Origin of the sequence: Labilibaculum filiforme (genome assembly GCF_002843315.1) — a bacterium.
Lineage (GTDB): Bacteria > Bacteroidota > Bacteroidia > Bacteroidales > Marinifilaceae > Labilibaculum > Labilibaculum filiforme.
The window spans coordinates 117,593-142,098 of sequence record NZ_MVDD01000008.1; the positions used below are offsets into that span (position 1 = coordinate 117,593).

The 24,506-nt window shown below is 34.5% G+C and carries 18 protein-coding genes, 1 tRNA gene and 1 pseudogene; 8 read left to right on the top strand and 12 right to left on the bottom strand.

Annotated features, from left to right (window positions below; translation table 11 throughout):
* Positions 1-92: 92 nt before the first annotated feature.
* Positions 93-818: pseudogene (locus BZG02_RS12435) on the bottom strand (IS4 family transposase); the annotation flags it as partial.
* The gene (locus BZG02_RS21340; protein ID WP_425432619.1) at positions 722-1,255 is read right to left on the bottom strand and encodes a DUF4372 domain-containing protein; all 534 of its coding nucleotides are present in this window, start codon (positions 1,253-1,255) and stop codon (positions 722-724) included. The gene BZG02_RS21340 and the pseudogene BZG02_RS12435, both read right to left, overlap by 97 nt.
* Positions 1,256-1,396: 141 nt before the next feature.
* On the opposite strand from BZG02_RS21340, the gene BZG02_RS12440 reads away from it, so the two are divergent.
* Positions 1,397-1,963: a hypothetical protein gene (locus BZG02_RS12440; RefSeq protein ID WP_101261762.1), complete on the top strand. Its 567-nt coding sequence runs from the start codon at positions 1,397-1,399 to the stop codon at positions 1,961-1,963.
* Between the two features lie 90 nt (positions 1,964-2,053).
* On the opposite strand, the gene BZG02_RS12445 is transcribed toward BZG02_RS12440, so the two are convergent.
* The 9 genes from BZG02_RS12445 to BZG02_RS12485 all read right to left on the bottom strand — a co-directional run bounded on the left by BZG02_RS12445 (position 2,054) and on the right by BZG02_RS12485 (position 16,219).
* Entirely contained in the window at positions 2,054-5,278 is a 3,225-nt protein-coding gene (locus BZG02_RS12445; RefSeq protein ID WP_101261763.1) for a type I restriction endonuclease subunit R, read from the bottom strand.
* Positions 5,279-5,434: 156 nt separating this feature from the next.
* On the bottom strand, positions 5,435-6,916 hold the full coding sequence (locus tag BZG02_RS12450) for an RNA-binding domain-containing protein (protein WP_101261764.1): 1,482 nt from the start codon (positions 6,914-6,916) through the stop codon (positions 5,435-5,437).
* A 176-nt stretch (positions 6,917-7,092) separates the two neighbouring features.
* Positions 7,093-7,617: a hypothetical protein gene (locus BZG02_RS12455; RefSeq protein ID WP_101261765.1), complete on the bottom strand. Its 525-nt coding sequence runs from the start codon at positions 7,615-7,617 to the stop codon at positions 7,093-7,095.
* Between the two features lie 36 nt (positions 7,618-7,653).
* Positions 7,654-10,827, bottom strand: coding sequence for a P-loop NTPase fold protein (locus tag BZG02_RS12460; protein WP_101261766.1), 3,174 nt, complete (start codon positions 10,825-10,827; stop codon positions 7,654-7,656).
* 42 nt (positions 10,828-10,869) lie between these two features.
* Positions 10,870-11,838, bottom strand: a complete 969-nt coding sequence (locus BZG02_RS12465; protein WP_101261767.1) for a Kiwa anti-phage protein KwaB-like domain-containing protein — start codon at positions 11,836-11,838, stop codon at positions 10,870-10,872.
* Positions 11,839-11,841: 3 nt separating this feature from the next.
* On the bottom strand, positions 11,842-12,399 hold the full coding sequence (locus BZG02_RS12470) for a hypothetical protein (protein WP_101261768.1): 558 nt from the start codon (positions 12,397-12,399) through the stop codon (positions 11,842-11,844).
* Positions 12,400-12,401: 2 nt separating this feature from the next.
* Positions 12,402-13,736 (bottom strand): restriction endonuclease subunit S, encoded by a 1,335-nt coding sequence (locus BZG02_RS12475; RefSeq protein ID WP_245868089.1) that lies wholly within the window; start codon positions 13,734-13,736, stop codon positions 12,402-12,404.
* A 49-nt stretch (positions 13,737-13,785) separates the two neighbouring features.
* Positions 13,786-14,679: an ORF6N domain-containing protein gene (locus BZG02_RS12480; RefSeq protein ID WP_101261770.1), complete on the bottom strand. Its 894-nt coding sequence runs from the start codon at positions 14,677-14,679 to the stop codon at positions 13,786-13,788.
* On the bottom strand, positions 14,669-16,219 hold the full coding sequence (locus BZG02_RS12485; protein ID WP_101261771.1) for a type I restriction-modification system subunit M: 1,551 nt from the start codon (positions 16,217-16,219) through the stop codon (positions 14,669-14,671). The genes BZG02_RS12480 and BZG02_RS12485 overlap by 11 nt, the downstream gene beginning before the upstream one ends.
* A gap of 804 nt (positions 16,220-17,023) precedes the next feature.
* Here BZG02_RS12485 and BZG02_RS12490 point away from each other — a divergent pair.
* The 5 genes from BZG02_RS12490 (at position 17,024) to BZG02_RS12510 (ending at position 21,211) form a co-directional block, all read left to right on the top strand.
* Positions 17,024-18,007, top strand: coding sequence for a hypothetical protein (locus tag BZG02_RS12490; RefSeq protein WP_101261772.1), 984 nt, complete (start codon positions 17,024-17,026; stop codon positions 18,005-18,007).
* A gap of 313 nt (positions 18,008-18,320) precedes the next feature.
* Complete coding sequence (locus BZG02_RS21345; RefSeq protein ID WP_425432620.1) at positions 18,321-18,416, top strand: AbrB/MazE/SpoVT family DNA-binding domain-containing protein; 96 nt, start codon at positions 18,321-18,323, stop codon at positions 18,414-18,416.
* Positions 18,417-18,615: 199 nt separating this feature from the next.
* Positions 18,616-19,383, top strand: coding sequence for a metallophosphoesterase (locus BZG02_RS12500; RefSeq protein WP_101261774.1), 768 nt, complete (start codon positions 18,616-18,618; stop codon positions 19,381-19,383).
* Positions 19,384-19,448: 65 nt separating this feature from the next.
* Positions 19,449-20,456 (top strand): MarR family transcriptional regulator, encoded by a 1,008-nt coding sequence (locus tag BZG02_RS12505; protein ID WP_101261775.1) that lies wholly within the window; start codon positions 19,449-19,451, stop codon positions 20,454-20,456.
* Positions 20,450-21,211: a hypothetical protein gene (locus BZG02_RS12510; protein WP_101261776.1), complete on the top strand. Its 762-nt coding sequence runs from the start codon at positions 20,450-20,452 to the stop codon at positions 21,209-21,211. Before BZG02_RS12505 ends, BZG02_RS12510 begins: the two co-directional genes overlap by 7 nt.
* 532 nt (positions 21,212-21,743) lie before the next feature.
* On the opposite strand, the gene BZG02_RS12515 is transcribed toward BZG02_RS12510, so the two are convergent.
* Positions 21,744-21,817: transfer RNA gene (locus BZG02_RS12515), tRNA-Ala, on the bottom strand.
* 515 nt (positions 21,818-22,332) lie between these two features.
* Here BZG02_RS12515 and BZG02_RS12520 point away from each other — a divergent pair.
* Positions 22,333-23,016, top strand: a complete 684-nt coding sequence (locus tag BZG02_RS12520) for an energy transducer TonB (protein ID WP_101261777.1) — start codon at positions 22,333-22,335, stop codon at positions 23,014-23,016.
* Between the two features lie 220 nt (positions 23,017-23,236).
* Positions 23,237-24,463 carry a GTPase HflX gene (gene hflX, locus BZG02_RS12525; protein ID WP_101261778.1) on the top strand — a complete coding sequence of 409 codons (1,227 nt, stop codon included), beginning with the start codon at positions 23,237-23,239 and terminating at the stop codon, positions 24,461-24,463.
* The last annotated feature ends 43 nt before the right edge of the window (positions 24,464-24,506 follow it).

Genomic DNA, 24,506 nt, shown 5'->3' on the forward strand with positions numbered 1-24,506 from the left:
CTAATGAGGTGTTCTCTTATGAATTAGAGACTTCTTAAGTACTATTTATTAATAGATCATCTCACTAGTGTCCCATTAAAATTGGGACGTTATTAAAAATTAAACAAATTTGGCTCATTAAGCCTAAAACGTTCTTTGTTATTTTGAAATTTAGTTCTCTCAAATAGGTCTCGAAGATGAGTTTTATCTGTTAAAGATATACTCAATATCTGCAAAACCTCATATGTACTTCTGTCAAGTTGCATGTCTTTTTGGACGATTGCCACCAAGCAGTAAGTACACATGACTGCGTAGATTTGAATCCGAACAGCATTTTCAGTAGTACCCCAGAACTTTTTGATTTTCAGATGTTGCTTTAACCACTTGAAGAAAAGCTCGACTTGCCAGCGGTTCTTGTAAAGGTCAGCAACTTGAAGTGCAGAAATGTGCATCGCATTGGTTAAGAATACAAGCTTACGCTTTTGTTCTTCATCCCAATATCTGACCAATCTAAGATGTTCTGGATAGTATTGTTTAGGATAAAAACCTGTCAATTCAATTGTTACATCTGAAAGTACGTTCTTGGGCAATCTTCGTTTCCATTTGATCATCTTGCATTGTAGATTCTTTTTGGCTCCTTAAACATAGAAAGCTCCTATTTGATGAATCTTAAACAACATCTTGAAGTGATTATATGCACGGTCAAATATGTAATATGAGCCTGATTCATAAGGGATTTCTTTCATTGCAGTAGAATCGTGAACAGAAGCTTCCGTGATATGGAAAAATGCGGGAATCTGTGTCTCCACATCATATAATGTATGCACTTTGATTCCACCTTTTTTCTTACGAAACTTCGCCACCAGAATATGGAAAGGCACAAGTCAATCGTCGTTGAATCAAAAGCGTAGACATTGCCTTCAAGCTTGAAGATGTCAGCAACTCGTTTCTGTCTGGCTTCGTTTACCAGATAGTAAGCATACTCTTCAAAGATGTGATAGTCTCTGTCTTGGTTGGCTCTGGCCAAAGATGATTTTGAAATATTCTTGCCCAAGCCCAAATGATAAGATTTGGAGTGATGAGCGTCAAGTGCGACAATCAAATCTCTTAGACTTTCACGGTTTGACAATTGCCCGAACATCAGAGATAGCAATTGATTCCAACAGGTGAAATGTTTCACGTATTTGTCTCCTTTGTATTTAGCAATAATACGATTGAATTTACTTCGATTCAGAAACGAGACCAGTTGAGCGAAAACGTATTTATCTTGATACATATGCAATCAGATTAATCTGATACAAAACTAAAAATTCAAGTCCGTTCGCTTGGAAAACCTCTATAACTAACTAAATTTCAATTTTTTCAAAGAACTTTTTTATATTTTAATGGGACACTAGTGAGTCAAAAACACAAACAAATGATTGATTTATCTAATGAAATGTATATTACCAAAGATGTTTACAGAGCTTTAGTCGATTATGGAAATATATTGTTAGTGGATCTGCTTCGCAAGGCCATTAATCTCGAAGAAAAGGAAGATGAATATGGGGAGATATACATTTCGATACGGGAAGAATTTCAAACACTGGCTTTTCAGGACGGACAATCACAGAATCATTATTTTGAAGAGCTATCTGATTTAACAACTTCTTATTTGAAGGGATTGAAAGATTCAGATAAAACAGCACTTTGTTTTCGTTTATTGGAGGATGATAAGTATTATAATCGATTACTCGAAAATGTAGACGATGCAGATACAATGCAGGAGTATGATCTCAGAATTGGAAGAGAAATGGCCAGGTTTATTTATCAGGAGGACAAAAAAGAACTGATGGAGTGGTGCATGGAATTTTTAATGGATATGATTTGTGTTTTTTCGACTGAATTTGATTTTAGCTTAATAGATGAAAGTCTCAAGGATGATTTGGAGTATAAATTGAATGAATATAGGAATCCGGTATTTATGAATTTTTCGATGAGATAATATTATTGTAAGATTGGTTAAGTAGTAATCCTAATCCTAATAGTGCAGTAGTACCGAGTAATAATTTTTCTTTTTTATTCATGATATGCTTTATATCTCCTGATACTTCTTAAAGTTCTCCGCTTGTTCAAAAATCTCCTTATACACTTCGTCACGATCGACAGGAGGATAGTCATTTTCGGCTAATAGGATGATTAAACCAACCTTTAGTTCGGCTTTGATATCATCTCGTTTGCTCCAGTCGGTGTATTTGGCTTTGTCGTCAACAACATCTTTAACCTTTTTGGCCAATTCGATCAATTTATCTTCCGGATAGTTGAAGTCGTATTTGTGAGCCAGAGCTTTTAAAATGTCGTAGAAGGCTTTTTCCTCAAAGTCGATACCCATTTCATGGAACGATTCTTTCTCCTTTCTCAAAGCATGGTAGAGGTCGATAATTTCATCGGTGAATTCTTCCAGAACTTCACTTCTTAAAACATCATCTTCGTTTCGTTCGTTGTATTTGCTCACCAAATCGGCCATTTTTTTCGAGAAGTCAATGCCTTTAATCTTATTGATTTTTTTAAAGTCTTGAATGGCTTTGGCTAGTAACTGTTGCAATAGCTTTATTTTGGTATTGGGTAGCTTTATTTTTTCAATTTTAGCCAAATAATCTTCTTCGAAAATATCTGTTTGTGTTTCCTTGTTATCGCCAAGCTTGAAAATTTCTTCTACACCATCACTCAATAGTGCGTCTTTAATCATTTCACGAACTTTAGCGTTCATTTGCGCCGTATCGGGAGCATTACCCTTGGTCAATTTGAATACAATGGAACGAACGGCCATATAAAAGTGAATGTAATCACGTTCATCTTCAGTTAGTTTTTCACTTCCGGAGCAAATGTCGTAAGCTGCTTTTAAGCGTTTCACCAAATACATAAAACGTTTCTCAATTTCCTGAGTTACCTGAACGTATTCTGCAGCCATATTTAGAGCGTTCAACTGCTCCAGGTTCGAACCATAAAAGTATTTCGAAGTATCAAACTTATGGAAGATCTTAGCCAGTAAGTCCAAATGATCTTTCACAACGACAACTGATTGTTCAATGTCTTCGAAATTCTGACTGTCGGCTTTATTATAATGAGCCAAGGCCAGATTCATTTGTTTTTTGATCCCGATATAATCGACAACCAAACCTTTATTTTTTCCTTCGAACTTGCGGTTTACACGAGAAATAGTCTGAATAAGATTGTGGCGTTGAATAGGCTTATCAATGTAAATGGTATCTAAGAAAGGAACATCGAAACCAGTTAACCACATATCTACCACGATAGCAATTTTAAAGTTTGATTTTTCGTTTTTAAATTGTCGATCCAGCTCTTTTCGATACTCTTTACTGCCTAGCATTTCGTATAATTCTTTCGAATCATCTTTACCACGAGTCATGATCATTTTCACACGCTCCATGGGTTTAATTTCTTTTTTTTCTGAATCTGTTAGATTCACACCTTGTTCACAAGCTAATATTTCGGCCCATTGAGGGCGCAAAGCAATTACATTCTTGTAAAATTCATAAGCTATTTGGCGACTACTGCATACAAACATAGCTTTCCCTTTTACCGTTGATCCTTCGTTTACACGTTTTTCGTAATGTTTCACAAAATCTTCGGACAATGCTTGTAAGCGATCAGGATCTCCAATAATGGTGTTCATATTGGTTGTTGCCTTCTTGCTTTCTTCTATCTGATAATCGTTGGCACCTTCTTCAACACACTCACTGTAATATTTTTCAATATTCTCAAGAGCAGAGTTGTTTAGTACTACTTTGGCTGCACGGCCTTCGTAAACAATACGTACCGTAATTTCATCTTTTACCGATTCTGTCATGGTGTAAGCATCCACAACTTCACCAAATACGTCCAAAGTTGCATCAACTGGTGTTCCGGTAAATCCCACGTAAGTGGCATTTGGCAAGGAATCGTGCAGGTATTTTGCAAAACCATATGTCTTGGTCACCCCTTTGTCTGTAATTCTTAGTTTTTGGTCCAGATTGGTTTGACTACGGTGTGCTTCGTCCGAAATACAAATTACATTGCTTCTGTCAGTAAGTAATTGGGTGTCCTCAGTAAATTTGTGGATGGTAGTTAAAAATACACCTCCAGAATTTCGTCCTTGCAATTCCTTTCGTAAATCGACCCGACTTTCCACACTAATCACCTTGTTGTCACCTATGTAATCTTTAGCACTTGTAAACTGGCCCGATAACTGATCGTCCAAATCGGTTCGGTCCGTAATCAGAACAATAGTAGGACTCGCAAAATATTTACTCTTCATCAGTAAGCGAGTCAAAAAAAGCATGGTGAAGCTTTTGCCACAACCGGTGGCTCCAAAGTAGGTTCCGCCTTTACCATCTCCATTCGGACGCTGATGTATTTTAATGTTTTCGTACAACTTACGTGCTGCGTAGTATTGTGGATATCGACAAAGTATCTTTTCGTCCTTTTTCGAGGAATCGGGTAGGTAAACAAAGTTGTGAATGATATCGCACAAGCGTTCTTGCCTAAACATCCCTTTTATCATAGAGAACATGGAATCAATTCCATCCACCTCTGTTTCGTTTCCCTCTATTTTGCGCCAGGCGTAATAAAACTCATAAGGAGCAAAAAAGGAGCCAGCCTTGTTGTTTACACCATCGCTAATCACGCAAAACGCGTTGTATTTGAATAATTCAGGAATATCTCGATGGTAGCGAGTCGTTATTTGCACATAAGCATCATGAATTGTCGCTTCGGGATGAATGGCCGATTTAAATTCGAAAACGACCATGGGTAAACCGTTGATGTACAAAATACCATCGGGAATTCGTTTTTGATAGCCTTCAATCTCAAGCTGATTGACAATTTTATAAATGTTCCGGTCCGATTTACCTTTGTATTCTTCTTGTTGATCTGCAGCAATCAGTTCCTGATTTATTGGCAGAGAAATACTCGAAGGGATTACTACTTCCGGAAAATCCATTAACTGAATGTATAGATCCTTTTTGCTCCGATCTTCCCGTTTGAAAACAAAACCATCACGCACCTTTTTCATGATGACTTTATTGCTCTCGTATAAATCGGAAGAGGGGAGTTTCTCCAGGTCCCGAATAATTAAATCTACCTCCGAATTGGTAAGCTTCTCTGCTAGGTACTTTCGCAGTAAGAATGCTTTCAAGTCTTCTTTTATCAGCACTTCTTCAGGAGCTCTTTTAATGTCAGCACCCAAAAAATGCGGAATGTTCTCCTGTTCTAGAAGTTCAATAAAAGCTTGCTCTAGTTTTTCTTCGGTAAATTTCATCTCAATATCTTCTATTTGTACATTGTTTTTACAAACTTGGACCACCTACTTAATCATGATCACTTAGTTACTCACTTAGTTACTTTTCGAATCTAAGAAATTAATATTTTTATTATTATTCTGATATTCAGCCTATCATCTTAGTTACTCACTTAGTTACTTATTATCACCTTCGTTATTCTTAATAAGAAGAACAAGTCGTCCTTTATGAGTTGTGAAATATTTTTGATGTTGACTTTGTGGTTTATCCTTTATTGTTCTTTGAATAAGATCAAGAGCAATAAGAGGTTCAATATGTCTGTTAAAATTCTTTGTTTGGTTACTTACCATTAAACATTGTTCAAGTATCTCTTTTTTCTTTTTAGGATTATTAGAGAACTCAAGAATCTTTACTTGTTCATTTGTTATTTCATTAGCAAGTCGAGTATACTTCATTATACTTTTCTCACTTGGTTCCTTTTGGGGTTCTATCAATTTTAATAAGTGCAAATAATGGATGTTGAATTGGTTTTCTTTTATTATTTGCCTACCAACTTGTTCGGTAACTTGTTCGGTGACTTGCTGATTAAGTTCAGCAGGGAAGGTCATTCTCAAAAAGTTATCCGAAAATTTAAAGCAGTCTTTTCCATAAGATTCCAATATTCTAGGAACACCAGAACCAAGCTGTTCTACCAAATCTACATCTTTGTAGATTCTCATAATTTCTTTGTTGCGAGGAACGGAAAAACCTTCAAAAAATTCATCTTGATTTAAACCTTCAGGTAAGCCACCAGCCGAAGTGATTTCTATTCTATCTGGGAAAATTTCAAATTTAGGAGGCACCTCTCTCGTAAAATCGTTGTGAACAAATGCATTAATAATCGCTTCACGAAGAGCGACAGCATTCCACAATCTTTTTTCCTGTCTTTCCTTAGCTGTTATTTTAGTAATAGTCCTGTTTTCCAACTCTATTTTGTCAATAACCTGCTTGCTTGCTTTTATCAGAGAACAAAAACCATATTCATTGCTCTCAATCAGATCAGCTCTTCCTACGTCCTTATATTTTGCAACTTTAATAGACGTACTGTTATTGTCAGCCATAAGATAGGCTACGTAATTTAATGCACCATCCTCATTTAAAAGTTCCAGATTGGTGGTGAATTGTTGATTTAATTTTTTCCCAGATGCTTCGTAATAAATATGTAATTGCTCAAAGCTTAAATCTTGTTTGTTGGATCTAATTTTCCCGAGAGAATTTCTAGTACGTTTTGCGAACAATTCATCTATCATTTTTTGTGGCATAGGGTCAGCAGCAGAACCAACCCGAATAAAACACCCTTTTTCCGACATGCCATTTTTTCGAACGTAATAAGGCTTTTCGGAACCACTAGCAATATTAATTTTCACAACATCTTTACCGTCTCTTTCTTCACACAATACGTCAAATAAGCCCATGCAAGATGGAACAATATTATTCTTTAAGCGATCCTTTATTTTCAATTGTGTATCATCTGCATCTTCTAAACCAATTGTGTTTCCATATTTGTCGATACCAATAAAGATGTTACCACCTTCTTTGTAGTTTAAAAAAGCTACAACCTCTTTTTCCAATTCATTGGTTAATTGCTTTTTATATTCTATGCGATTGGTTTCTATCATATCTCTTTTATTTACCACCCTAGGAAAATACCCTTAGGTGAAAATAATAATTTTTAATTGCTTACTATTCTACTAAGTGGATTTTCACCTATTTGCCAATTCTATTATTTGCTAGGTTCAAAATGTCAAGTTTTTTGCGCAAAAAACTTGACATTTTACTTTACTGGTCAACTTATTTAGTTCCCATTTCTCTGAAATACTTCCAATTCCCATTCTGCAAGGGTCTGATTTTTACTTTCGGCTTCCTTTCTCATTTTAGTAATGATATTGAGATAAACTTCTGTGTCGCTTATTGTTGTCCAGCTAATAGGAGTAGTTTTTAAGCCTTTTACCTGTATTATTCTATCAACAGGACAGTGCGGAGGCATTGCAATTTCGCCCAAACACCAATAATACTTCAGAATCAGATTTAGTAGCTTTTGACTAACTCCCACATTCAATTTTCCATTAACTAGTATGTCTTTGAAGCTCTTAGAAAATAGAATAATTCTTTTCAAATTTTCAACATGATCGGACTCTGTAACCAAGTCAACATACTGTGGAATAATTTCATCCGTAATATATTTTTTAAGACTTACCCGAAACTCTTTTCGTTCTAGTTCACCAACATCTTTTTTATAAATGCTAACGTGCTGAAATGCACCACCAAAAGTGAGGAGCCAGAATTCGTTATGGAGAAAAGTTTGTTTCGGAGTATGCATTAATTGCAATTTTAATATTTAGATGCTGACTTATTGTTATTTAATAGAAGTTGATTCTGTTTCTAGTGGTTCGTCTTTAGGAAATTCAACTCCCAGATATATAGCTATGTCTTTAATGTTTTCATCTTCGGAAGTGATCGCCATTTCCTTTAATGCTTCTTTAAAATCAAATGCTTCATCTTCACCAGCTTTTAAAATAATCTCAGGTAACTTATCCTTATTTTTGAAAATGAGATCTCTACAATATTGGTCCTTAAGCAGGAGAGTTGGTAGTATTCTTCGAAGTGATTCTTGCTTTTTATCAAGGGTTGAGAAATTAAATAACCAATTGCCAAAAAAAGTAAATAGAGGAAGGCTCATTTCTGCAGTTGATATAAAAACATCTCGTACATCATTAAATACTGCAACGAGTTTCCGGCCAGAGCTATCAATACTACTAACGATTTTATCCCAATTCTCTTTGTTTGGGATAGGGATATTACCGATAGCAATCTCTTTCAATGTGAATTTAAAAGCATTTATTGCATTTGTATTCCATTTATAATTTAACATCAGTGCCATTTCTACTTCGTAAGAACTTGGGCTTTTAAAATAATCTTTCCAAAGCTCTTCTGAAATTGAGTTTAAGTACTCAGTAAGAATTGCTCTGATATGGTCAATTAATGTATTATTTACCTCTAATGTTTGATCTATTAAATCTATGGATACATTTTCTTTAATATTTTCAACATTAACTCGGGTATGTGGCCAGCCATCTAACTTAGTGATAAGTGATTTGTGTGAAATTTCGGCAGAATCACATATAAACTGGAAATTTTTAAGAAGGGTGAGAATGTTTGCTTTTTGATTACCGTTATTGTTTTCGGTTAATTTTTTAGCAACTGATTTGTATAATGAGTACGCACTAAACAATTTTAACCCTATTAAATAGTCACTATAATTAATGTAAAAATTTATTTTGTTGGTTAATTTAATTACGTCATCTGTATCATTTGAGGAAAGAAGTGTATTGAAAATACTGGTATACGATGAATTAAAATTGTTCTGTTTCGCAATTCTCATTGCTAAAAGATCATAGTAAAAATCATCGTTCTTGGTTAAGGTATTAAAGTGTGTGTATATAGTACTATCAGGGATATCTACATCAAACTTATCAGATACTTCTTTATATTGTTTTATTAAAATCTTAAAATGCTCCAAAGTTCCTGAATTCGATTGAATATATTCTTTTATTTTGCCTCGATATAAATCTAATTCATAATCACCATAAATATAACGGACATAATTTATAGCCTTCAGTTCATCTATTTTTTTAGAAGCTAAGGACTCATCAAGCATGTTAGCATCTGTGACAACTTTATACTTTTTATATGAATGCTTAGCAGTTTCTATGAATGAGATAAAATCTTCAGTATCGGTTTCCTTAGGTTCTAATTCTTTGAGAAGATCAATATCATATTGTTTATCTTTAATTTGATTAATGAGTTCATTAATGCTATTGTAATAGTCGGTGGCATTGAATTTTTTGTTTGAATCAGTCATTACAGATATAATACTTCTAATGTATCCTAATTTATCTTTGATTCTGTTAAAAAGTACTTTCTGAAAATCTTTAATTTTTTGTGTATTGTTCTGAACTTCTTTTGATCTACGATAAATAAGTTCCCATATATCATTTTCCATTCCTTTCGTTACATATGCTTCTGAATTAATATTGTTTAGCATCAGTATAGCATTTTCAATATTTGTTATATCTGGAATTATTGCTAACAGGATATCTTCAAACTCTTTAGTTTGACTGATAAGTTTAATCGTGTCTATATCGGCATTACTTAATGAATCTTGAAGTTTCTTTGAATAAACAACCTGGAGTGCGTTATCAGCTGGGATTTGATAGGTTAATGCAGTAACACATTTTTGCATTTCTTCATCACCGTCATAAATAAAAGATAAACCTTTTAGATAGGTTGGAGTTATAATTTCCTCAAGAGGCTTTTCTAATATTTTTGTTTTTCCAAGTATAAATAATGCAATGTACTTGTGCGGTATAGTTTCCTTTGTAAGGATTTTAATGGATACAAATTCATTGATAAAAGCAATAATACCTCTGGGTGTTATTGTTTCTGTAAGTGCGTCGTATATTTGTAGTACTTGTTTTAATTCAGGATCAATTTTGCCAAATGCATCATCCCATTTTTCTTTAAAGTAGTTTTTCCAGTTTGATAAAATGGGAAGAGAAACACGATAAATGACAGAAAAGGTTTTATTTATGTAATCATCACCATAACAGTCTTGATCTCCATTTTCCTTAAATGCAGTTCTGATGTGGGCTCTATCAAATGGAACAATGATATTAATGTTTTTGTAGTCTGTTTCGGCAAAAAATACGTGAATAGAGGACCAAAGTTCTTGTACTTTTAGACGTGGTAATCGATCCATGTTGTCAAAAACTAATACTAATCTATCATTACTAAGATCCTCCTCAATTTCTTTCATCCAGTCACGGAATTTCTTGACAGATGGCTCTTCTTCAGAGATGGTTTCGTAGGTGGTTTTTTCTATTTTATCTTTTTGGTAAATTTCAAAGAGCTTTTGCAGGGCAAGCTTATAACGCTCCTTCCGAGTTATCTTTTCTTTTGGTAGTTTGTATAGAGTTCTAAAAAAGACCACCATCAGGAATAGCAAAGGAATAGCCACTATTAAAGTTTTCAAGTACGGGCTTTCAATCTTCTCTGTTAAAATTTTTAAGATTGGAGTAAAAACGACAACCAATACAGAAATAATTATTCCGATACTTAGACTAGGCTTAGCTGTGGTGTTTGTTTCTTTATTTTTTGCAAGCAGATTTTTTAGTTTATCTTTCCATTTATCTGATTCAAACTTTGAGAGTTTGGTGGTCAAATCTTCAGTTAACTCTTCAAGGATAGCGCGTCTTTGTATATCTTCTTGATGCCCCCAAGCATCATAAGTGAAAAAGTGAAAATTTTGGGTGTTTTCAGAATTTTTTACCTTTAGAAGATTCTCTACAATCATGACCAAGTTGCTTTTCCCAGTTCCCCAACCTCCATCTATGCCAATCATTTTACAAGAATTAGCTTTTAATTGATCAGCTATGGATGTAGCAATTGTTTGTTGTGATTGCCCCTCGAATTGGTCTTTCCCAATTGGGCTGTTTTTAAGGAATGTTGGATATTTAGTTTGTGTTGTCATCGATATTTGGAATTTTGCAATCAGAAAAATATATGGATATGTTTATTTGCCTGGATCATACTTATGCTTCACATCAACATCAAAACTTTCATCATTAATTTTAGAAGTAAGACGGCCATTATTGAGAACCAATAAGACAGAATCTATATTTTCTTGTGTCACAATTAGTTTGCCGTCATCAGTATACGCGATATCCCAATCATCCTCTTGTGCAACCATTTGTAGTCCAGTTAGAAAATCTTGATCTAGATAGTAACCTGATTTTTTTACCTGTGAGAGTTTTCTTAATCTAGGCAAACTATCTCCAATAATCTTGCTGATTTCATGGGCATTTACGAAGAGATTGATTGTTTTGAATTCTTCGATGATAATATCTCTATTTTTTTCCATGCCGTCGCGGAAATTTAAGGCTGATTCGAAATTCACTTTATTGGCTATGAAAATTGTTCCATTAAATGAGAAGAAATCAACTTGATTGTCGATTTTGAAAATGCTCTGTTGTTCCAAATCAACAAGCATATTTCCGGAAAATATCATATTCATTCCAATTTGCCGGATCTTTTTAGCCTTCCACCCTTCAGAAATCTTTCTTACTGTATAAAGTGGTTCTTGATCAGCAACATCTAATCTTGCAATATAAACCCAAGAGTTGAGTAAATCGTCCATGTTACCAATAGTAGGAAGAGGTTCTTCTGCATTCATATCGTTTAGTATCTGTTGCAGATCAGTTTCTTCTGCTTCAATACCAAGTACATTGTTATCTAAATCAGAAGTGTTGAAATCATACTCAAGTGCTTCATTAGAAGAATTGATCTTATTGTTAGCAATATTTCTTAGCTTATATCCTAACTTAGGATCTATATTTACAAGACTTGTCGTGTAGGTAGCTTTTCTGTTTCTCAACTTGCGTTTTACAATGTATAGTGAAACAGTGGCTTGGGTCCAATCAATGTCTTTAACTGTTTCAAATGATTCCTGAATGGATTCAACTAGGGTTTCAACTTCTTCCATTAGTTAGATTTTAGGATTAATTTGGGTTATTAGTGATATGTTTTCCGATAAGTCTATAATTCTGCAATAAGAATCTTTTTTTGGTTTACTTCCTTTAACCAAACAGCATTTATCTAGAATTTCTGAATTTTGTTCATAAGAAATATTGTAGAGATTATATCCGAAAAGAGCAAGTGTTGGGTTAATAAAAATGCTATGCGTTTTTAGCGTTAATAGATAAAGAATTAGCATGAAAAAGGTAAAACTCAATAATGAATTAATACTATCCAGATCTAAGGCAAAAAAAGACACCATATAAGGAATACTATAATTAAGCAGATCTCCAGATCGATTTGATGCTTTTATTACTTTAACTGGAGGAACTGATATTTTGGGTTGTTTAACAGCAAAAAGAATTACAGCACAAGAGAAGATACTTATTCCAATACCAATCCAAACTAGAATTGGATGTGATAACTCCCATGTTTCAAAATTCAGATCCTGAATTAAGAAAATTCCCCAAAGTGGTGAATAGGCACTAAGGAATAAAAATAAGGATGCTATGATTCTGGTATTAAGCATTTTTATTTGTCGTTTTTATTTTCAATCATTCCCTCAATATCAGGCACCCTTACTTCTCCAGAAATCAACTTAGGCAAAAGTGTATCTCGAAGTTTTGTAAGTGATTCAACCTGCTTTTGATTAGTTAGTCTTTTATTATTCCAGTCATCAGTTTTTTCTTGATAATTTTTCAGGATGTTAATGTCAGGTATTAGTATTGGAAAATTTTTGAAAGCAGCTCCCGATACTTCTTTAAATGTTGACCCTGTTGCAATCGCTTCAATATCTTCAACCTTACTTTTTAAGAAGCAGTATAAATATTCTGAATTGATATTTTGGTTAGGAACTAACGATTTGAAACCTTGGTTTGTTGAAACTTCATTTTCAGCTATAGCAACATATCCTATTGGTGCTCTTGATGAGAATAAAACTGACCGCTTGGGCATTAATTTGGCACTACTCTTACTTAATCCTAAAGGGGAAATATCTTTTGCTCCTCTGGAGATATATTTCCACTCATAACCAGATAAGTCTTTAGGACTTAACCAAGGAATTCCTTTTTCTGAAAAATATTCATCAACTTTAGTAGATGGTGTTCCACCACCAATTACGTCAGCTACATCAGAAATTTTCCCAACTCTCCATCCCAACGGCACCCACTTCTCCAACTCCTTACTATACTCCAACTCATTTGGAAATAGTTTCTGAATTTCTTCCGGTAAAGTTTTTCTATCCTTACCCAAAGCCTTACGTTTTTCAGCTTTTGCTTGTAGTTCTTCAGGAATTGAATTTCCAACAGCTAGAGCATTGTCAATTACAGGATCAAAATCAACAAACCAAGATTTAAATAAGGCTTGTGCCATTTGCTCCAAAGTTTGGTTCATTTGGCGATTGAGTTCTATTTTATTATCCAGTGAACCTAAAATGTGAGCAATGCGTTTTTGTTCAGATAATGCGGGAAGGTCAAGTTTAAATTTTAAACAATCAGGAACTCTTATATGACTAACTACCGAACCTGTACCTTCATGCATTTGAAATTGATGTTGTAAATCTGCAGATCTAAAAGAATATAAAAGAAAACGAGAATCAAGTTTATTCGGATTAGCTCTATACTGCATTAGCCTTTGTCCTAAAAAAAGATTATCATTACTAGTTATTCTACCAACTTCTCCAAGCGGAGCTTCTCTTGTAAGTAAAACATCTCCCTCAAGAACTTTTGCTCGTCTAGTCCATTTCTCAAAAATTTCTTTTGTTACGTATTTGCAGTTAATCGTATCAATTTTTCCATTACGAACATTAGTTGTTCTTAACATCTTGTATGGTGTTTCAAAATCAACTTTTGGTGCAGTTTTATTCACACAGTCAACTATTAACTCGCAAACTTCAGAAATTACAACTCTTTTCCATTTACTCTCCATACCCCAAAACCTCCCTATTTTTCAATTGTTCAATAATTTTCATGCTTTCGGCATTCATTTTCGAGAAAGCGAACCATTTTTTACCTAAATCTTTTAGCGAAGCGCCAATGTGGTAAAGTTCTTTTTGATCGAGAATCAGAAATCGATCGTGAGCTTTATTCAAGCGTTTTACTTTTATTTCGGGATATTGTGTATTGTGTTTCTTCAAATCAAGTTGTAATTGCTTGTTAATTTGTTGTGTATAAATTATTGCTTCTACTTGTTTGTTGCGTTTGCTAAGCAGAGTAAGTACACTGTCGTCCACATAATTATCGATTAAAATGATAGATTTTTTTGCTTTACGAATTAAATCAGAAACAAAAGTGTAGGCATCAAATACCTGTCCGTCGAAAAATATGCCATGATCCGGTATTTTTTCTTTGTTCTCCAAAGCATTAAAAACTCGTTCAAATTTATGTTCATTTTCCACTTGCTTTTGTTCTATCCGATCCAATCGTTGTAAAGTTAAGCTGCTATTCATTATTTGTTTGCGCATTAAAACAAAGGCATTCATAATGCGAATACTAACTTGTATGGCAGTTTCGCTTCGTAAAACTGCTGACAACATCGAAATTCCTTGTTCGGTAAATACGTAAGGAAATGATGACGAATGTTTCAGCGATTTAAACCGGTCGCAATTTGCGACTAGTTGTTCAAACTCTTGCGCATTTAATTGAAATCGAAAGTTTTCTGGGAATCTTGCAATGTTTCGTTTTACCTGTTCGTTTAGTCTTTTAACAGCAACTTGATAAAGTTCAGCCAAATCACGATCTATCATTACCTGAACACCTCTGAATTGAAAGATTCTGTTTTCTATTTCAGATTTTATAATGTCATTCTCCATATCCCAAAACCTCCATATTTTTACGAATCACATCATCTAATTTTTCTGATTTTGTCATTTGTTGGTAAAGTGTTTGGGTCAATTCTGTCATTTTGGTTTCGAATGGAATACCGTCGTCTTCAATTTCGGCAGCACCAACATAACGCCCAGGCGTTAGTACGTAATCGTGTTTGGCCATTTCTTCTTTGCTAGCTACTTTGCAATATCCAGCTTTGTCTTCGTAAACGCCATCTTTTTCTTCTCCTCTCCAGGCATGGTAAGTGCGAGTAATTGCTGCCAAATCATCAGCTGTTAATTCTTTGTGCGTACGGTCTACCATTGTTCCCATGTTTCGGGCATCAATAAAGAGGGTTTCACCTTCTCGGTTTCGGTAACCGTGTTCGGTGTCTTCCTTTTTATTCTTGGTTAAGAACCAAAGGCAAACGGGTATTTGTGTGGTGTAGAATAATTGTCCCGGTAGGGCAATCATACAATCTACCAAATCATTTTCTACAAATTTCTTGCGAATTTCGCCTTCGCCACTGGTGTTTGAGCTCATGGAGCCATTGGCCAAAACAAAACCTGCTGTTCCGTTTTCCGAAAGTTTAGAAAGCATATGCATAATCCATCCATAGTTGGCATTACCAGTTGGTGGTGTTTCGTAACCATTCCAACGCGGATCGTTGGTCAGTTCGGTAGTCGCTCTCCAGTCGCTTTGGTTAAAAGGCGGATTTGCCAGAATGAAATCAGCTTTTAAATCGGGGTGCTGATCCTTAAAAAAAGTATCGGCGGGTACGTCGCCCAAGTTTCCGGAAATTCCACGAATGGCCAAGTTCATTTTTGCCAGTTTGTAGGTGGTTGTGGTATATTCCTGTCCGTAAATGGAAATATCTCTGGTGTTGCCCTTGTGGCTTTCCACAAACTTTATGGATTGCACAAACATACCTCCAGAACCACAACAAGGATCGTATATCTTCCCTTTGTAAGGTTCTAACATGGCAGCCAATAGGTTTACGATACATTTAGGGGTGTAGAATTCTCCACCGCCTTTTCCTTCGGCAGCTGCAAATTTTCCCAAGAAATATTCATACACACGGCCAACGATATCTTCCTGCTTATCAGCAACGGTATCAATATTGTTAATGGTATCGAGTAGGGCAGAGAGTTTGCTGCCATCCAATCCCAAACGCGAGAAATAATTATCGGGCAATGCACCTTTTAGTGCTGCATTATTTTTTTCGATGGTAGCTAAGGCTGTGTCAATTTTTATGGCAATATCATCCTGCTTGGCATGTTGCATTACATGGCTCCAACGCGCTTGTTCTGGTAAAAAGAACACATTTTTCATGGTATAAAATTCTACCATCTCTAAAAACTGCTCTTTTCCTTCAGCTATTAGCTCTGCTTTTCGCTCTTCGAACTTATCACTGGCAAATTTCAGGAATATCAAACTCAACACAACGTGCTTGTATTCCGACGATTCTACCGTTCCCCTCAATTTATTGGCCGAATCCCAAAGGGTTTCTTCCATACTCTTTCCATTTCCGTTCTTTTGGGCCATCTATACTATCTTATTGTTTATTTAAATTTGGACTTTGCAAGGTAAGTAAATTGAAACAAAAAAGGCTTTGCCAAAGCTGCCAAGTTTAATCTATTTGATATTTTCTTCAGTTTTTGAGGATAACGGAGTACTTCTAAGTTGTAGAATATAAAAGGGATGAAGTTTTATTCGTGTTATGGCTTATATTGTAGTGCAATAGCGTAATGCATTTATTGCTTGGCAATACTTGCCATACTGTATGGTATTGCTGGGCTTGGTCAATTAAAAGAGTATCTTGTCTTTATTATGATATTGATAGATCACGTTTTTAAGTTTTAATTATTAAAAACGATTGCCGACTCGTTTGCCGATTCAAATTTTATCACCTAGTGGATTTATAACTAGTTGTTTAGAGTGTGTTTGTAGCCGATTGCAGACTTTTTTTTCTAATAGAAAAATAAAAAATAAGTTTCCTAAAATTAAGGAGCGAAAATTAGTACGTCTGGTATAACCAGTTTGTATGGCTTAACTGGTACTACCATTATCATAGAATCATTAAATATAAGAAAGACCATCTTGCTGAATAAAGGTATTTATCTACCTTTACATATATAAAATATTGCGTTACCGAAGTTTCTCTAGAGATAAAACGACCAATTTTATGCAATCAGAGAAATGGACGAGTGAACGCACCAGGAATTGGTGTGTTCCCTTGTTTGTTATGCTGATTGCAGGTGCTTGGTCGTACCTTTCTGCGGTATAATAATATAGGGGACATGCCTCTTTTTATTTTGGGATAGAAGTGACTCTTAATCCCAAAATGATATGAAACCAATATCTCTAAAAATCCACGAGAAATTATCTCACCTTTCTCAAGAACAAATCAATGATCTTTGCCACAGATATGAAGCTGGAGAAGTAAATAAAGGTTTAATAAAAGAGTTTGAAATTGATACTTACATTTCTGGTTTGGTAAACCTTTTACCGCCAAAAATGACTAGTGAGAATTGTGTTCATTGCAAAAAAACGCTTTGGGTACAGCGATCGAAACCAAGTTCTTATTCTAAAAATACATTTTGTCTGGAATGTGGTCATGAAAGCTCCTGGACCTGCAGATGCGATAATTGTAAAGAATCAGAGCGCTTAGAGCAAGAGCAAAGAACTCAGAAAGTTCAAAAATTAATCAAGAGTCGGTTTAATCCGCCAGAGGCTAAACGACAATTGGTTGATGTAAACAACGAGGAGTTAATTTATCTTTCAGCTTTTATTAGAGCAAGCGATACGGAGAGTTCTTTCTCGGATATTAGTTTCCATAACAGCTCTTTTAAGTTATCACCTAACAAGTACTTCGATCAAGAAATTATTAATTTTTTAATCGATGCTTCTCTTATATTTATGGTCTCCATACCTGAATATTATAACGAAACTATTGAATCAGAATCTGATTTAGATAATATTGATTTATTTGTCAGTCATTATGCACTGAACATCACTGATGATAGATTCGATGAAATAGGCATATGGAATAGTCTATATTATCCCCAATGTAGAAAAATCTCTGAAGAACAGCTCAGAAATGTTTGGAAGAAGATTGCATCGCATGAATGTTTGGAATATGTGATTTGTATGGTAGAAGATATTGGTATAAATTATTGGTACACTGATAAACATTTACAGCATATCAGAGAAATAGTAAAGAATTTCTCCGTCAGCCAGTTTTATTGCATGTTTTTTAGTTGCCTAAAAACAGGACTTATAATCAAACAAAAAATCATTGGAGCGGAAGAGAGACTTTGCATAAAAGTATAGTCTATACTTTAAATAGATCGGAAAGAGCTACAAGTAATGCTTGGGAGATTGGTAAGTATAACAGAAACCAAAACACAAAACGTTCTACTATAAGTGAAGTTTTCTTTAATCTCTTTTTGAAAATTGACCAAGCTGGTTTTTATGAGTGTCCTGCCACTTTTCAATGTGAAAATGATAATAAGACGATTTCCAAGACTGACAAACAGCAAGAAAATAAGGAGTTTAGGAGTATAAAGAATATTGTTGAAGGTTTTGATGATGTCCCCCAATTTGAATAGATCTTAGGGGTTGATTACACTAAAAAAGAAAAGCTATGTACAGTCTAGATGAATTATTGGAAGGAATAAATGAAACTAATATTCATGAGGAATTATTATGGGGAGATCCTGAAGGGAATGAGGAGTGGTAGGATGGCTACGAAACGTGTATAAACCGAGGAGCTTTGAAAACGGAAAAAATGTGTTTATAGTAATATATTGGTAGTTGTTTTGTGAAATTTCGTACAACTTTAGAAGATATAAGAATAGAATAAATCATTTTAATTTAAAATCTCAGAAGCTTTTTTTTTTTGATATTATTCTAGTTTTTAATTATTAATACTATTTAAAATGATCATACAATATTGCTCTGATCTGCATTTGGAGTTCCCAGAGAATGAAAAGTTTCTTAGGACGAATCCTATAGAATCTATCGGCGACATCTTGATTCTCTCTGGTGACATTGTTCCTTTTGCTATTATGGATAAATATTTATGGTTTTTCGAGGATCTTTCCAGTAAGTTTAAACAGATATATTGGATTCCGGGAAATCATGAATATTATTATTCAGATATATCCAGTCGTACGGGTGCCTTAAATGAAAAGATTCTTCACAATGTATCATTGGTAAACAACCTTTGTATACAGCATGATGATATTACGTTCATTTTCTCTACTCTATGGTCTAATATCAGCGACCACAATCAATATTTTATACAGAATAGACTTTCTGATTTTGTTGTCATAAAGAATCAGGATAGGTTATTTCTACCTCTTGATTACAACAAGATGCACAGAGAATCGATCGATTTTATTAAAAGCGCACTTAATCATTCTACGACAGATCTTACAGTAGTAGCAACGCATCATGTGCCTACTTTTCTGAATTACCCTGAACAGTATAAGGGTGATATACTTAATGAAGCTTTTGCTTCCGAACTCTTTGAGCTCATCGAGTCGTCTAATATCAATTATTGGATTTTTGGGCATCATCATTCTAATATAAACAATTTCACTATTGCTAATACGCTGCTTCTTACTAACCAATTGGGATATATTAGAAATAATGAGCATCATTTGTTTAAAACAAGTACAATTAATGTTGCAAATTTAAAATAATAAACCTATAATTGCACGATAAACTAATAAGGTTTATTGTGCAATTTTAAGTTTAGTCATCTAACATGAAGGACATAGAGAAATATTTGCAGGAAATATTAGGTGAGTTAATAGGTGTAGAGAGGCTCCCTGAAAATCAGTTGAATACTATGCCACTTTATATATATCATGCTTATAATATATATAAAACGACCTTGTTGAATCGGGCTGTTATATTGGTTGAGAATAAGAATATTGATGATTTTAGGATTTCACAAGCAGATAAACATATTGAACTTTTGAGAAATGCGTTCAATAAGCCTGTTGTGCTCGTATTAGCTCAATTAGCCTCCTATAATCGCTTACGATTAATCGATAAAAGAATCAACTTTATTGTACCAGGTAAACAACTCTTTATTCTTGACTTAATGATGGATCTTCGAGAATCTTTTGCTCCTTATAAAAAACAAAACAAAGAGAATCTTACGCCTTCCGCTCAGTTGATTGTGTTATATCATATTCTGAATAAAAACGATTTAAATGCGATAAAGAATCTTTCTTTTAAAGACTTGGCTGAGAAATTGGGGTACTCGTCAATGGCGATAACCAAAGCTGTTGAAAATCTGAAACAACTTGGCTTGATCGAAGTTCAGGGGCTTAAAGAGAAGAGAATCAGTTTTGTGTATGATAGGATTGATTTATGGAATAAGATGAAGGAGAATGGATTCTACTGTGATCCTGTTCTTAAGAGAGTTTTTGTTGATGAGATTCCACATGATACAAAACTTCTGGGAAGCAATGAGTCTGCTCTTGCTGAATATTCAGATATGAATCCTTCAAGACAGTTGTTCTTTGCCATTGAGAAGAATGCTTATTATGCTTTACAAAAGAGAAATAAGCTTATGAATGAGAATAAATACGAAGGGCGATATTGTTTGGAGGTTTGGAAATATAACCCCTTAACACTCGCGGAGGTTTTTAACAGGCATCCTAAGATTGTCGATCCGCTTTCTTTGTTTATCAGTTTTATGGAGGATAGTGACGAGCGTATTCAAATGGCCTTAGAACAAATTGAAGAGAAATATTTATGGTAAGAGGAATAGATATATTTAAAGAATATTTTAAAGATTTTAGTGGTAACTATATCATCATTGGTGGTACGGCTTGCGATATCCTTATTGAAGAGGCAGGGTTCACACCAAGAGCAACTAAGGATATCGATATTATCTTAATTGTAGAGGCTTTAAGCAAAGAATTTGTAGTTCAATTTTGGGAATTTATAAAGGAAGGGAATTATAAGCAACGCGAAAAAGGGGAGGGTGATCGTAATTATTACAGGTTCATAAAGCCTGAAAATAAAGGATTCCCTTATCAAATTGAACTTTTTTCTAAAACTCCTGATCATCTTGATTTAGATGGAGAGCCATATCTGACTCCCATACCTACAGATGCTGAACTTTCCAGTCTGTCTGCCATTTTAATGGATGAGACATATTACAAGTTCACTCTTGATAATAGCGAAGTGAAGGATGAAGTGAATATTGCCAATACCATTGCCCTTATTTGCTTAAAGGCTCAGGCTTTACTCGATTATATCGAGAGAGCTGATAAAGGAGAAGAGGGTAATTCTAAGCATATAAATAAACATAAGGCAGATATGTTACGTCTAACACTTCTTCTTGCTCTTGATGAAAAAATAGAAATTCCAGATGCAATCAATGAGAATTTAAAGAATTGTCTTGAAATAATGTATAGCGAGCCTCCTAGTAAGGATATTTTTAAGAATATGGGGATTACAATTTCTCCAGATGAAGTAATTGAGCAATTTAAAAAGGTTTTTAATTTATAGATTAAACGCTTTCTATAATGTAATTTTCACTTTGCATATATATATTGAAGGAAATTCCGGTTTCTTAATTGTGTTGATCGTGACAAATAAGAAGGGAAAATTTGGATCTGTTTAATTTCGTGTAAACCAATGAGGCCTAATAATCAGTCAGTTAATAAGTGATGTAAACCGTGTAAACCCTACATGTTAACCGTAAGGTGTTGATGATTAGATTATAATGCGCTTGGTTTACAGGTTTACACAGAAAATTGCAATACTTATATAGTGTAGAAATTATTTAAGGAATTACATCATCCAAAATCATTGAAAAGTTCACGGTATATTCGAAACTTCTGTGAAAACTTGGTAAAGTTTACGTTATACTTGAAACTTTTTTAGATGGAATGAGCTATTTTCTCATGTCTTAGAGACTTCTTGAGTACTATTTATTAATAGATCAACTTTAAATTAGAACCGGAATGTTTGCGAATCTGTTTGCGAACAACAAAAAAAGCGCCCACGGTGGAAGCCCGTAAACGCCTTATCTTCAATGTGGAGAATACCGGAATCGAACCGGTGACCTTTTGACTGCCAGTCAAACGCTCTAGCCAACTGAGCTAATCCCCCAATAGGAGTGCAAATATAGATGAAAATTAAACATCTCAAAATATAAATAGAATCATTTTTCACCAAACCCTAACATTTTTCAGTTAGGTACGTAAAAAACAAGTAGAGTGAAGAATTTATTGCAGTTCAAAATTGTTTGTCAATAGACAATTGATTGGTAGCAATGTATAGTGTGTGTATAGGTAGGATGAGTACGAACACAGTAGATTCTTCACTCTACTTTTGTGTAATTTCTAATTTAGATTGTCTATAAAGAAAAAATCGACTAAATTTATAGTTCATTTATACACAGAGGTTTTATCCAACTTTAAATTACTGCAAACTTCCTATCTTAAATATAAATTTTCAATCGTTTACGATCTGGGAATCAAATTTATTGCGTAGGAAAATTAGTTTGCTTTTAATTTTTATATCTTTATGCCTCGAATTGATTTTTGAATCAAAAAGCATTTTGATTATAAAATTGAATTACTTAGTTTTAAGCGCTGAAATTAAAAGAAAATTAAAAGAAGATTATGGAAGTTAAGAAGTCACCAAAAGCAGATCTTGAAAATAAGAGAGGTCTTTTTCTTGAGATTGGTCTGGCTCTTACTCTTGCCTTTGTGCTTCTTGCATTTGAATGGAGTGTAGATTCTAGCGAAGCTACTGGCCTGCAAGATCAACAAGAAATGGAGGCAGAGGAGGAAATGATTCCTGTTACCAGACAAGAACCTGTTAAGCCACCACCACCACCACCACCAGCTCCTAAAGTTGCTGACGTTTTAAACATTGTTGATAACGAAGAGGAGATTGAGGATGAATTAGAGATTGAAGATTCGGACGCTGACATGGATGAAGAAATTAAAATTCAGGTTGTAGCAGAAGAAGAAGAGGAAGATGAAGCACAAGTTTTTGTGATTGTAGAGGATATGCCTGAATTTCCAGGAGGAGCTCTTGAACTACAAAAATGGATTGCAAAATCTGTTAAATATCCTGTTATCGCACAGGAAAATGGTATTACTGGTCGTGTGTTTGTAACTTTTGTTGTAAACAAAGTAGGAGCGGTAGAGCAAATTCGTGTTGTTCGTGGAGTGGATCCATCGTTAGACAAGGAAGCTGTGCGTGTGATTGGTGATATGCCAAAATGGAAGCCAGGTAAGCAGCGTGGAAAAGCTGTAAAGGTATCTTATACTGTACCTATTAACTTCCAATTGCAATAAAACAAATCTATATTTTTTTAGATAATAAAGGCTCTGATTTTTCAGAGCCTTTTTTTATGGTATAATCGCTGTTGCTTTCTCGAATATTGTTTATTTTTGCGCGATAATTTCCGTACTTTGTTATTGGTATTCGTTTTAAGCTTAAATTTTTTGATTTGGCTTATCCGGAAAGATGGTTAAATAAAGGCAATTAAGCCTTTGTTTTTTGTAAATTGATTAAATGGGAGAGAACCTTATATTAGATAAAGAAGTAGAGAAAGCTATTTTGATCGGTGTTATCGATAAATCAAAAAATATGACCGAAGGTTTGGTTCGCGAGTATCTTGATGAACTAGATTTTCTGGCTTTAACTGCTGGAGCAGAAACGGTGAAGCGTTTTACGCAGAAGATGGATTATCCAAATCCGAAAACATTTGTTGGAGCAGGGAAATTGGATGAAATTCTTGATTATTTGGAAAGTAATAAGGATATTCGATTAGTGATTTTTGACGATGAATTGTCACCATCACAGCTTCGAAATATAGAGCGGGTGTTGCAACGTAAGGTGCTCGATCGAACAAATTTAATTCTAGATATATTTGCAAGTCGTGCTCAAACGGCTAATGCGAAAACTCAGGTGGAGTTAGCACAATATCAGTATTTACTTCCTCGCTTAACAAGAATGTGGACTCACTTAGAGCGTCAGCGTGGAGGTATTGGTATGCGTGGACCTGGTGAAAGTCAAATCGAGACCGACCGTAGAATTATTTTGGATAAAATATCCAAACTAAAAGAAGATTTGGTTAAGATTGATAAACAAAAGGCAACACAGCGTAAAAATCGTGGCAAAATGGTTCGTGTAGCTTTGGTTGGATATACCAATGTTGGGAAATCTACTTTAATGAACATGATTAGTAAATCGGAAGTATTTGCAGAGAATAAACTATTTGCAACTTTAGATACTACTGTTCGCAAGGTAGTAATTCAAAATGTTCCGTTTTTATTGGCCGATACTGTTGGTTTTATTCGAAAATTACCTCATAATTTGGTGGAATCTTTTAAATCGACATTAGATGAAGTGCGCGAGGCAGATGTAATTTTGCATGTGGTAGACATTTCTCATCCTAATTTTGAGGATCAAATTAAGGTGGTGAATGAAACTATGTTGGAAATAGATAAGCGAGAAAAACCAACATTCTTGGTTTTTAATAAGATTGATGCTTTTACTTACGTGAAAAAAGATGAGGATGATCTTTTGCCTAAAACAAGAGAGAATTACAGCTTAGAGGAATTAAAGCAAATGTGGATTGCAAAAGGGGATACTCCTTGTTTGTTTATTTCTGCAATTCATAAGCAGAATGTGGAAGAGTTTCGCGAAGTAGTTTACGATGTGGTGAAAGAAATTCATTCAGCTCGATTCCCATATAATAACTTTTTATATCAGGATTACTCCAATTTAATGGATTAAGAGATACGGAAGGATTTCAGTCGTGAAGTTATTCTGCGAATGC